The following is a 12,263-nucleotide window of genomic DNA, read 5'->3' as shown; positions in this document are numbered from 1 at the left end:
AAAGGCCCTCGATGACCGACCTGCTGCGCGCCCCCGCCGAGCTCAAGTACGCCGAGGAACTCGACTGGCTGGAGTCGATCGACGACAACCCCAAGCCGTTCTCCTGGCGGCTGTCCCCGAAGATGGTCCGTCTGTTCGTCCTGGGCTCCGAGCGCGCCGACGGCCTCGACCGGGAGATCGCCCCGAAGTGGTTCGGCGACCGCAGTTTCGTCGAGCGCTCCATCGTCACCCTGGCCTCCGACCGGGGCCTGCTCCTCATCGGCGACCCGGGCACCGGGAAGAGCTGGCTGGCCGAGCTGCTGTCCGCGGCGATCTCCCGCAACTCCACACTGGTCGTGCAGGGCACGGCGGGCACCACCGAGGACCACATCAAGTACTCGTGGAACGTCTCGATGGTCATCGCCAAGGGCCAGTCGCGCGAGTCGATGATCCCCTCGCCGATCATGACCGCGATGGAGGCCGGCTCGATCGGCCGCTTCGAGGAGCTCACCCGCTCCACCAGCGACGTCCAGGACGCGCTGATCTCGATCCTCTCCGAGAAGTACATCTCGGTCCCCGAGCTGGGCAGCGACCAGGACAGCGACAACATCGTGTTCGCCAAGCCCGGCTTCTCGGTCATCGCCACCGCCAACAGCCGGGACCGGGGCGTCAACGACCTCTCCTCGGCACTGAAGCGCCGCTTCAACTTCGTGCGCATCCCGGTGGTGACGAACAAGAAGAGCGAGGCCGAGATCGTCCGGTTCCGGACCGAGGAACTGCTGCGCCGCCACCGGATCGAGCTGGACGTCCCGCCGACCCTGCTGGACGTGCTGCTGCGGAGCTTCGCCGACCTGCGGGCCTCCTCGGCCGCCGCCGGCAGCGACGACGAGAAGCTGGAGTCCGCCCTGTCCACGGCCGAGCAGATCGGCGTGCTCGAGGACGCCGTCCTGCACAGCAACTTCTTCGGCGAGCGCGCCCTCACCGCCCACACCCTCGCCTCCTCCCTGGTCGGTACCCTGGCCCGGCGCGCGCCGGAGGACCTCGCCATCCTCAACAAGTACCTGCACGGCGTCGTCGAACCGCGGAGCAAGGAGGAAGGGGGCTCCTGGCCGGAGTTCCTCGAGGGCGGCCGCGACGCGATCGCGACCCTGTCGTGACCGGGACCCCGGAGGGCACGTTCACCGCCCTGCGCACCCAGCTCCAGGACGCCGCCGCCACGTTCGCCGACGGTCCAGCGGCCCTGGAGGGCATCCTGCGGGGCATCGTCGACGACGTCGAACGCGCGGTGAGCGAACCCCTGGAGATCTTCCCCGTCTGCCACCACTCCCCGGCCTCGGCCATCGCGATGGCACGCCGGCTGCGGGAGAAGCAGCCCAAGGTGGTCTACCTCGAGCTGTGCGAGGACATGGCGCCCCTCCTCACCGAGCTGCGCAACTGCCGTCTGCCGGTGGCGGTCCAGTCCTTCGCGAGCGAGATCGAGGGCTTCCCCGCCGACTGGGCGCCGCTCTCGGTGGTCGCCCCGGTCACCGAGGCCTCCGCCGAGTACCAGGCCATCGCCTACGCGCTCGACACCCCGGGCGTCGAACTCGTCCTCGTCGACCGTTCCTCCGACCATGTCTTCCAGTGGGAGACCGGACCCGGCGGCGAGAGCGGATCGGACGGGGCGTGCGACGCCGACGCGCCCGAGGCGGCGGAGCAGACCGCCCTGCACGGCGACGCCGTCGGTGTGGAGATCGGCGACCTGCGCCCGCGCTTCGCCGAACTGGAGGAGCACCTCCTGCGCCACGGCCGGGTACGGCACTGGTCGGAGTGGTGGCACCAGTACGTCGAACTGCCCCTCGGCGACAGCGACCACGACACCTACCGCCAGGTGATGCTGCTCATCGGCAGCCTCTTCCGGCGCCTCGCCCCCGGCGACCCCGGCAAGGTACGGGTCGACGAGGACCGTGAGCGGTACATGTGGACCCGGATGCGCGAGCACCTCGCCGCCACCGGCACCGACCCCGCCGACTGCCTCTACGTCTGCGGCGCCTTCCACGCGGCCAGCCGGGTCGCGGAGTTCGGCGTGCACGGCAGCGACACCTTCACCATCAGCCCGCCGAGCGGCACCGAGTGGCGGCACGGCCTGATCCCCTCCAGCCACGGCGCGATCGAAGCGCAGTTCGGACTGGCCGCGGGCTCGGTGTCCATCGCGGCGACGGAATGGGCGAAGAACCTCAGGCGCACCGGCGTCCGCCCGTTCCGCCTGGAGGGCCAGGCAGGCACGAGGAAGAGCGCGAAGCCGAGGAAGGCCCTGGCCCCGGCGGCCCCCGCGTCCTCCGTCCCGGCCGCCGACCGGCTCACCGGTTTCCTTCAGCGGCCGCCCGCCCTGGACGCCCTCGACGAGGCCGAACTGCTCGGCTGGTCCGTGGAGATCGTGCGCGCCGCGCGCCGTAGCGGCTACCTCGCCTCCACCGCCGACGCCATCGCCGTCTTCGAGACGTCGATCCTGCTGGCCGGGATGCGCGACCGCGCCAAGCCGACGCCGTACGACTTCCAGGACGCGGCCGTCACCTGCATCGAGAAGGACGCCGTACCGGGCCGGCGGGACGTGGGCCGGCTGGTCGAGATCATGATGGGTGGCGACCGTGTCGGCCAGGTCGGCTACGACGCGCTGCCGCCGCTGGCCCGCGAGGTGCACGACCGGCTCGCACCGCTGGCCCTGAAGCTCCAGCAGCGCGGGGTGCAGCGCGCGCTGCTGGACATCGCCTCGCGGCCGGAACTCGCGCGCTGCTCCGACCTGCTGTGGATGCTGCGCCGGCTGCTGCCGCAGGGCGCGGCCCGGCCCATCATGGGTGAACGCCGCCTCGGCGAACACCCCATCCAGGAGTCCTGGGACCTGGCCCTGGGCACCCACCAGCGCGCCCTCATCGAGCTGGGTTACGAGGGTGTCAGCGTCGAGCAGGTTCTGGAACAGCGGCTGCGGCGCGCCGCGTACGCCCCGCAGGCGACGGCGGCGCAGGTCCTTGAGGCCGTCGAGGACGCCACGCTCTATCTGCGCAGCCGCCGTCTCGCCGACGAGCTCGGCACCCGGGCCCTGGAGGTGCTGGCGAGCGAACGCAGCGTCGACGGCGCGCCGGAGGTACTGCGCCGGGTCCGCCGGCTGCTGGCCCACTACCGCACCGCCGAGCCGGTGCTCCCGCCCTGGATCGAGTCCTTCGTCAAGACCGGCTACGCGCACTACTGCACCCTGCTGCCGACGGCGTTCACCGACGAGGACGCGACCGTCCGCCAGGTCGCGGCGATGCTGGGTTTCCTGTTCGGCATGGAGGGCCTGGCGCTGTCCCTGGGCTGCGACCGCACCCAGCTCGAACTCGCCCTCGCCCAGTCCCATCCGGCCGAGCCGTCCCGCACCGCGCTGCTGTGGGCGGCACAGACCCACCTGGGCACCCTGCCGAGGGCGGCGCTGCGGACGCGCTGCGCGGAACTGCTCGGCAACCCGCTGGTGGTGCCCGCCTACCCGCGCTATCTGAGCGGGTTCGTGCACGCACTGGAACCGGTCCCGGGCCTGGCCGACTTCGTCGTCGAGGCGGTGTCGAACGCGTTCGCCCGGCTTCCCGACGCGGTGCTGCTGCCGTGGCTGCCGACCCTCATCGGCACCCTGCGGGCCGGCGGCGCCGAACAGGCCCCGCTGCTGATCCGCGAGGCGGGCCGGCTCTTCCCCGCCCGGCTCACCGAGCTGGACACCTGGGTACCGCCGTGGCGCCTCCCGCAGGAACCGCCTCGCGTGCCGGTGGAGTCGGCGGCGAGCACCGCGGGCGGCCTGCCGCTCCTCGCCGCGCACCCGGCGACCTGCGACGCGCTGGCGGACCTGCTGGGCTGCGACGGGACGTGGGAGAGTCCCGGCGTCGGGTCGTCCGGAGCGGCCCTTCTCGCCCGGTATCCGCAGACCGCGCGGGCGTTGGAGGCGCTGCAGACCGTCAGCTGACCGGCAGAGCCCTCACCAGGGCGCGGAGGGTGCTCTCGGCCAGGGCCGGGTTGGCGGCGGCGTGGTGGGCCAGCTCCTCGTCGTCGAGGAGTTCCGCCAGCAGGGAGGGCGGCAGGTTCGGGTGGCGGGCGAACTCCGCCCGGACGGCGGGTTCGGGGTCCCGGGTGAGCCGTGCCACGGTGGCCGGCGGGGTCGCGGGGTCGCGGGCGGCGAGGGCCCGGACGGCGGGATCCCCGTCGTCGGCGTGGGCGGCCAGAGCGTCCGTCGGAAAGTTGGGCCGGGTGACGAGGTGGGCGCGCTCGGGCCCGGTGTACTCCAGGAAGCTGCGCAGCAGGAGGGCCGCCGGGACGTCCGGTTGGTTCTGGGCCAGCAGGACGCGGACGCCGAGGTCGTCGTCGGAGGCCAGCCGGGCCACGAGGTCGGGCGGCAGAGTGCGCTCTCGCGCCGCCTCCCTGCGCAGCATCGGGTGACCGGAGAGCGCGTCCCGGCGGACGGCTTCGGGGTCCCGGGGGAACAGCCGCTCGGGGTAGAAGCAGAACGGCTCGTCCAGGGGGACCTCGTAGTCGATCGCGGCCCGTTCCTCCTCGGTCCACGCGGGGTGGAGGGACACGGACAGCCGGACCTTCGGGTCGGGATCGGCCGCGAGGGCACGGAGTTCGTCGTGGTCGAGGTCGCGGTGGCGGGCGACCATCCGGCGTACGTCGGGTTCGGGATCGGAGACCAGCGCGCGTCGTTCGACGGGACCGAGGTCCGTGCGGCGCGCGATGCGCCACCGGACCTCCGGGTCGGGATCGGCGGCCAGCAAGGCCACGACGTCGGGCGGGAGACTCGGGTTGCCCGCGATCATCTGCCGGTCCTCGGGGCCGGCCGGAGCGGTGAGGACGCTGTCCACGACGGCCCTGCTGAGAGCGTCGTGGAGCAGTGCGCCGGTGCGGGCGTGGCAGGACCGGTCGGGCAGCATGCTCTCCACCCACACCGGATCCTCGTGGCGCAGCCGGTCCTGCGCCCGCCTTCGCACCTCGTCGTCGGGGTCCGTCAGCAGTGCGGCCCGCGTCTTCGGGTCCTGCCATCCCCACATGCCGACTCCCCAGGCGCGGACCTTCGCGTCCGGATGCGTGGCCATGGAGCGGCGCAGCGTGAGGGAGAACTGCCGGTAGAAGGTGCCGCCCAGGTGCTCCGGATCGAAGGTGTTCATCATGCGGACGACGGCGTCGTCGGGCAGCGGCCGGGGCTCGGCGGGGGCGGTCACCCGGGGGGCGTCGGCGAGATGGGCGTGCACGAACCAGTGCGGATCGTCCACCAGCCGCACCCGCTGGGCCGGGGCGACGTGCGGATTGCGGGCGAAGAAGCCACGGGTGCGGTGGTCGGGATGTTCGATGACGGCTTCGACGACCGCCTCGGGCAGTACCCGGTCCCGGCACAGCACCATCCGTACGGCGAGCGGCGCCTTCGCCAGCAGTTGCAGCAGGACGTCCTGCGGAGTCGAGGGATTCAGGGCGACTCCGGCCAGGCGCCGGGTGGCGAGATCGGCGTCCTCCCAGATCTGCTCGGGTGTCGGCATGCGTCGAATTCCCCCAGGCCATGAGTGGGCCCCCTGTCGAGGACAGGGGGCCCATGACCTTAACCGCCCGGCCGGATCGAGGGCCAGGCGTCCGTGCTACCGGCGCCCGTAGCCGACCGTGAGGACGCCGTTGACCTTTGCCGGGGTGCCACTGTTGTAGACCACCTCCCCGCCGGACTTCTTCCAGATCTTGATGAGGAAGGTGTCCGGGCTGTCCGTCGTGGTGACGCGGAAGCCGTAGCCGCTCTTGCCGTCGACCGTGCCCGAGCCCTGGAGGACGGCCGTGGAGCCGGAGACGACGAGCCAGTCGAAACCGGTGGAGCGGAACTTCAGGCGGGCCGGCCTGAAGTCGAGGGTGACCCCTCCGGCCGGGGCGGTGGCTCCCGGCAGATAGCCGGCCGTGAGCGAGAAGAACGCCTGGCCCGTCAGCTTCGGCCCGACCTTGGCGGCGACGGTGCCCGCGCCCACCACCGGTCCGGCGGCCCGGTCGTACACGATCAGCTCGGGGAGCGTCGTGGCGGCCGAGGCGCCGTCGTCGTCGGTGACGGTGATCACCGGACGGCGGATGCCCGCGGAGGCGTAGGTGTGCTCGGCCCGGCAGCCGGACGAGGTGAGCGTGCCGGTGGTCGGCTTGCCGCCGTCCTTCCAGTCGACCACACAGGTGTGGGTGTCACCTGTGCCCGGGTCGCCGAACCGGACGGTGACGGCCGTGGCGCGGCCGGCCGGCACCGGGCCCGACGGGCCGGTGGCGGACGTGATGGCGGGGGCCGCGTTCGTCACGGTCACCACGGCCGAGTCGGTGCTGCGGCCACCGGTCAGGGTGACGCCGTAGGTGCCGTTGTCGGTGCAGGTGACCGTGGTGCGGGCGGCGGCGGGGTCCTCGACCGTGCAGGGCGCGCCCTTCTCGACGGTCCATCGTGCGCCGCTCGCTCCGGAGACCGTGCCGGTCAGGGCGATCGCGGCGCCCTCGAGGCCCTGGGCGTCCGGTCCGGCGTGGACGACGGTGACCGGGTCGATGCTCGTGAGGGTGGGCACGACCTTCTCGATCAGGCCGTCGGCGTCGAACTCCAGCTTGTCGACGGTGGTTTCGCGGTGGGTGCCGTCTCCGCCGGGGATGGCGAAGCGGTGGTAGGCGATGTACCAGTCGTCCGTTCCCGGTACTTGGACGACCGAGTGGTGGCCGGTGCCCTTGATGCCGAGGGAGAGGTCCTTCTCGAGGATCACGCCGCGCTTGGTCCACGGGCCGGTGGGCGAGGGGCCTGTGGCGTAGGCGACGCGGTAGTTCTCGTCCCGGGTGTCGTTCTCCGACCACATGAAGTAGTAGGTGCCCTTGCGCTTGACGACGAAGCTGCCCTCGTTGTAGCCGCTCGGGGTGATGTCGGTGATCTTCGAGGCGTCGAAGGAGATCATGTCGTCGCCGAGCGGGACGACATAGGCGTGCCCGTTGCCCCAGTAGAGGTACGACCGGCCGTCGTCGTCCGTGAAGACCGCCGGGTCGATCATCTGGCCGCTGTACTGGCCGGCCTTGAGCAGCGGCTTGCCCAGGGCGTCCGTGAACGGGCCGGTGGGCGAGTCGGAGACGGCGACACCGATGTTGGCGTCGGCGCAGAAGTAGAAGTAGTACTTCCCGTTCTTCTCGGCGATCGCCGGCGCCCACGCCCTGCTGTCCGCCCAGCCGACGTCCGGCCCCAGGTCGAGGATGACGCCGTGGTCGGTCCAGTGCACCAGGTCGGTCGACGAGTACGCCTTGAACCGCGTACCGCTCCAGCCCTCGAAGCCGTCGGTCGTCGGGTACATGTAGAAGGTGTCACCGAAGCGCACGATGTTCGGGTCGGCGTTGAGGCCCGGCAGCACCGGGCTCTTCATGACGAGTGCGGAGACCGTCCAGGTGCGCTTGGTGCCGTCCGAGCCGGTCACCTCGTACGTCACCGGCTTGCTGAAGTCGTGCACGCTGCCCGAGGCGGGGCTGATCGCCGCGCCGTGGGCGAGGGTGAACTCCGGTGCCAGCGCGGTGAGGTCGGTGCCCTCCTTCAGCGGCAGGGTGACCTTGCTGTTCGCGTTGTCCAGGAGGGCGTCGACCTTCAGCGCGGGGTGGGTCGCCCTGGCGATGCCCGCGGTGTTGCCGCTGAGCTCCATGACCTCCGCGGCCGACAGGGCCCGGCCGTAGACGCGGAAGTCGTCGACCTCGCCGGCGAAGTACGGATCGGCCGAGTACAACGACCTGCCGATGTAACCGCTGTAGTCCTTGGCGGAGTTGTACAGCTCGGACGGCTTGACGGTGGTCGTCGTGCGGGCCGCCTCGACGCCGTCGACGTAGAGGACCATCGTGCCGGTCGAGCCGTCGAGGGTGACGGTGACGTGCCGCCACTCGCCGGGGGTGAGCTGCGAGCCTGCCGTGAGCTTCGACTCCGCCGACCAACTGGCCTTCGTGATGGCCGAGTACAGGCTGGAGCCGCCGTTGGAGGGGGTGGCGAAGAGGTACTTGTCGCTGTCGGGTCCGAGCCCGAACAGCCACTGGAAGGCGGAGCCGCCCTGCCACTTGGCGTACGTGGACACGGTGACGCTGTCGGCGTCCTTCAGCACGCCGTTCGGGATCTTGACGTACGGGGAGGTGGCGGAGTCGCCGGACATCTTGAACGAGCCGCCGTCCACGCCGGCCCCGAACCCGGGCGTGCGGACGTAGGTGCCGTGGTTGCCGTGGCCGCTGGAGTCGACGGCGATGTTGCCGGACGTCTCGTCGAAGCCGTAGTGCAGCAGCAGATCGGCGGGCACGTCGGCGCCCTCCTCGGACACCGTCACGCGGGCCCGGACGGGCAGCGCGGCGCCGTCGGGCAGGCTTCCGGCCACCGTGAACGTGCCGGCCTGTGCGTATGCCGACGCCGGGACGTCGTCCCAGGCCACCGCCACCGGGCGCGCGACACCGTCGGCGTACGTGGCGATCACGGTCGCGGGCAGCACCGGGGCCTGGCCGATCCGTGTCCTCACCGGCACGTCCTCGACGCTCTCGACGAGCTGGTCCGGCTGGTAGGCGCGCAGCAGCCGGTCGTACTCGGCCTGGGTGACCGGCAGGACGGTGCCGTGGCGGGGCCTGGCCGGCAGGTCGTAGCCGGTGGACGGGGTCCAGACGCCGGAGGCGAGGTCCGTGGTCTCGAACGGGAGGTAGCCGCGGCCGCCGAACTCGTCGAGGAAGGCGTACCACTTCTCCTCGGTGTTGGACTTGAACACCAGCGGTCCCTCGGCCGCGTTCATCGCGCCCTTGCCGATGCCCTCGGCGACCGCGTCCCAGGAGAGGTTCAGCAGCGAGTCGCTCTTCTCCTCGAAGATGAACTTGCTGTTGGGGGTGGAGGACGAGTTGTTGCGCTCGTCCTTCGACAGCCGGAAGTACGTGCCGTCGTGCTGGATCACCGTGGAGTCGATGACCGAGTAGCCGCGGTCGATCCACACCTTGGGCTCGCTGAACGTGTAGAAGTCGCGGGTCGTGGCGTACATCATCCGGTTGTACGTGTCGCCGGAGTGCGCAGCGTTGTCGTACAGCTTGGACGCCCAGAAGACCACGTACTCGCCGAGGCCGGCGTCGTAGTACGCCTCGGGTGCCCAGGTGTTGCCGGCGCTGTCGGGGGAGACCTTCACCAGGCGCTGGTCCGTCCAGTGGACGAGGTCGGTGGACTCCCAGACCATGACGGACTTGCTGCCGGTGCGCTGGGCGGCGTCCCAGTCGCCGTTGCCGTAGATCCTGAGGTCGGTGGCGATCTGGTAGAACTTGTCGCCCTCGGGGGAGCGGATGATGAACGGGTCGCGCAGGCCCCGCTCACCGAGGGTGGAGGTCAGGACGGGCTGCTCGTCGTTCAGCTCCCGCCACTTCAGCGGGTCGTTGCCCTTGCTGAGCGCGGCGTAGAGCTGCTCTCCGTCGGACGTGCCCTCGCCGGTGAAGTAGCTGAACATGTAGCCCTTGAGGGCTTCCTTCACGGGGAGTTCGGGGACCTTCGCGGTGAACACGCGGGTCGCCTTCGCCTCGCCCTTGGTGACGGTCGCGGTCAGTTCGACGGTGGCGGCGCCGGTGCCGTGCGCGGGGCGGTGGACCACGCCGTCGGCCGAGACGACGTCCGCTCGCGCGGAGGCCCAGGTGACGTCGGTGCCGTAGGAACCGGTGGCCGGGAGGCCGAGGTTGCCGCGGACGTCGTCGAGGTTGTGGACCGTGAGGGCGTCGGCGGCCTGCCGGGCGGCGGTCGCGTCGTCGAACGCGGCGAGGACCGTGACGTCGAACGACTTGGTGGCCGTGACCGTCCCCTTTCTGAGGGTCGCCGTGAGCGTGGCGTGGCCGTCCGGCTCGCCCGAGGTGGGGCGGGTCACCTTGCCCGCGTCCGACACCAGGGCGGTGTTGTCGCTGGCCCAGCTGATCGTGGCGCCGCCGGCCGTGCCGGTCTTCGGCAGGTCCAGGTCGGCGATGACAGCGCCGGTGTCACCGAGGCTCAGTGCGGCCTTGTCGTCGGCGACGCCCTGCGTGGCCACGGGGAGGGCGAGTTGTTCCACGTCGGAGGCGGGCAGCGCGTGGTCGTACACCCGGAAGTCGCGGATGTCGCCCTTGAAGAGCTTGTCGCCGGAGTACACGGACTTGCCGAGGTAGTTGGCGGTGGTGATGCCGGAGCCGATGGCGCCGGGGGTGATGGTGACCGAGGTGTTGCGGGCGACCTCGACGCCGTCCTCGTACAGCACACCGGTGGTGCCGGACTGTGTGTAGGTGAGGTGCTTCCACACCGAGCGGGTCAGGTTGTGGGAGTCGGCGGGCTTGGTGGTCTGTTCCGTCGACCAGTTGCCGGTGGCGATCGAGGTGCGCAGCGAGTTGCCGGTGGTGAACAGGTAGCCGTTGCCGGTGCTGCCGCTGGAGTTGCCGAAGCCGTAGAGGAAGTACGGCGTGGACTGGGCGGCGTCGATCCGCACGTCCATGGCGACGCTGATCGCGTCCATGCCCTTCAGTACGTCGTTCGGCATCTTGACGTAGGTGTCGGAGCCGTTGAAGGCGAGGCCCTGGCCGGTGGGCGACCAGCCGGCGGTGCCGGTCACCGTGCCGTCGCGGCCGTGGCCGGAGGCGTCGGTGACCGTGGTGCCGGACGTGGCGTCGAGCTTGTACCAGAGGGCCAGACCGGCGGGGACGTCGTCGGCCTCGTCGGCCTGGACGGGCGCCGCCGCCCCGACGAGGCCGACGAGCAGGGACACGGCGGTCAGCGCGGCCAGTTGTCCGGCCCCCCGTCTCGCCCGGTCGCCGAGTCGATGTCTGTGCGTCATGGGCAGACCGCCGTTTCAACCGTGTGACGTGATGTTGCGAGAGTGTCAAACGGTGTACATAGCCGCGTCAAGACTTCTCGAACAATGTCCGACAGGTCGAACATGATGAGGAGGCCCGCAAGGGCCTCTGCTCAACGCCGTGTTGACGACTCCATCCATGCGGTGAGGGCCCACCACCAATGCAGGGCGGCCAGCGGGCCGTCGCCGTCCGCGAGGGACGTGGAGGTGATCTGCCGGAGTCGGCCGAGCCGGTAGCGGACGGTGTTGGGGTGGGTGAACAGCGCCGCCGCGGTCTGGTCGAGTCGACGCCCGTTGTCCAGGAACGCCAGTGCGGTGAGGGCGAGTTGATGGTGGAACGCGTCCGCCGGGTCCAGCGAGCCGAGCAGTCGGCGGCTCAGCAGGGTACCCAGCGAGGGCTGTTCCGCCAGCGCGATCCGGGCGGCGAAGTCCGTGACGTCGTACAGCCCGTGCAACCCGTGCCGCCGGCCGAGGTCCACGGCGCGCACGCACAGCCGGTACAGCGAGGGCAGCTCCGGCAGGGGAGCGGCGGGCGCGACCACGACGAGCGCCTCGGGGTCGACCTCGTCGGCCTCCGGCGGCCGCGGGCACAGCCCGACCGTGCGGCCGTCGAGCGGCACGGTCACGGTGTGCGGCGAGCTCACCGCCCGCGTGGGCGCGGGCGCGGGGGCGGCGACCAGGCAGTGGTAGTGCCCGGCGGCGTCCGACCGGACCCCGGCGCGCGCCAACTCCTCCTCGCGCGGCGGGACTTCGCCGAGCAGCGCCTGGTGCAGCAGCCGGGTGCGGACGGCGCCCAGCGTGCGTGGCGACTCGTGCTCGGCGGCGCGGTAGCCGTGGATCACCTGCCGTTCCATCGCCGCGCCGTACTCCTGGAGCCGCAGGACGACCGACAGCAGTGCCCGGTCCGAGACCCCCGCCGAACGGCAGCGGTCCACGACGATCTCCGCCGCCCGGGCCAGCGCCGCCTGCACGCCCCGCAGGACGACCGTCATCGGCACGCCCTGCACGGCACGGTCGGCGCCCAGCAGGAGGGCGGCCGTGAAGTCCTGATCGTCGACCGACCCGGTCCGTTCCGGCGCGGTGAACCAGGGGTCGGCCGCGCGGAGCATCGCCGTCACATGCGACCGGGTCGCCTCCTCGGTCAGCCGGGACAGTTCGGGGGAGCGGCTGCGGGCGGCGTGCGCGAGCTCGACGCACACATCGACGTCGGCGGCCATGTCCCGCAGGACCCTGGCGACCGGCTCCGGTCCGTGGACGACGGTCATGGTCCCCCCTTTGCCCGGCCGCTGTCGCCGAGCCACAAGCGAGCGGCGCTCACGTTGACGCCCGCGCACTACCGGAGCCGTGTGACGACCTGGTTTCCTGTTGGGCTACCGACGGTAACAGCGCAGCTGTCGCAGGAACACCCCAAAGTCACGCCACCCATGGACCGGCCAGGGCTTTCCCACGCACGGT

5 protein-coding genes are annotated in these 12,263 nt (G+C 71.5%); 2 read left to right on the top strand and 3 right to left on the bottom strand.

Annotated features, from left to right (window positions below; translation table 11 throughout):
- Positions 1-11: 11 nt before the first annotated feature.
- Positions 12-1,136: an AAA family ATPase gene (locus ACFWBD_RS26295; protein WP_385671440.1), complete on the top strand. Its 1,125-nt coding sequence runs from the start codon at positions 12-14 to the stop codon at positions 1,134-1,136.
- Positions 1,133-3,946, top strand: coding sequence for a hypothetical protein (locus ACFWBD_RS26290; protein WP_385671438.1), 2,814 nt, complete (start codon positions 1,133-1,135; stop codon positions 3,944-3,946). The genes ACFWBD_RS26295 and ACFWBD_RS26290 overlap by 4 nt, the downstream gene beginning before the upstream one ends.
- On the opposite strand, the gene ACFWBD_RS26285 is transcribed toward ACFWBD_RS26290, so the two are convergent.
- From ACFWBD_RS26285 to ACFWBD_RS26275, 3 genes are all read right to left on the bottom strand, one after another.
- A complete protein-coding gene (locus ACFWBD_RS26285) occupies positions 3,939-5,507 on the bottom strand; it encodes a hypothetical protein (RefSeq protein ID WP_385671435.1) in 1,569 nt (522 codons plus the stop codon). The two genes, ACFWBD_RS26290 and ACFWBD_RS26285, sit on opposite strands and share 8 nt — an antisense overlap.
- Positions 5,508-5,603: 96 nt before the next feature.
- A complete protein-coding gene (locus ACFWBD_RS26280) occupies positions 5,604-10,790 on the bottom strand; it encodes a family 43 glycosylhydrolase (protein WP_385671432.1) in 5,187 nt (1,728 codons plus the stop codon).
- Positions 10,791-10,921: 131 nt separating this feature from the next.
- On the bottom strand, positions 10,922-12,073 hold the full coding sequence (locus ACFWBD_RS26275) for a helix-turn-helix domain-containing protein (protein ID WP_385671429.1): 1,152 nt from the start codon (positions 12,071-12,073) through the stop codon (positions 10,922-10,924).
- Between the last annotated feature and the right edge of the window lie 190 nt (positions 12,074-12,263).

Source organism: Streptomyces sp. NPDC060002 (genome assembly GCF_042737245.1).
GTDB lineage: Bacteria > Actinomycetota > Actinomycetes > Streptomycetales > Streptomycetaceae > Streptomyces.
This window is presented reverse-complemented; position numbering and strand designations above follow the sequence as displayed.

Bases quoted from the DNA above. Each gene is read 5' to 3' on its own strand.
- ACFWBD_RS26285 (WP_385671435.1), bottom strand. From the start codon at position 5,507: ATGCCGACACCCGAGCAGATCTGGGAGGACGCCGATCTCGCCACCCGG.
- ACFWBD_RS26295 (WP_385671440.1), top strand. From the start codon at position 12: ATGACCGACCTGCTGCGCGCCCCCGCCGAGCTCAAGTACGCCGAGGAA.
- ACFWBD_RS26275 (WP_385671429.1), bottom strand. From the start codon at position 12,073: ATGACCGTCGTCCACGGACCGGAGCCGGTCGCCAGGGTCCTGCGGGAC.
- ACFWBD_RS26280 (WP_385671432.1), bottom strand. From the start codon at position 10,790: ATGACGCACAGACATCGACTCGGCGACCGGGCGAGACGGGGGGCCGGA.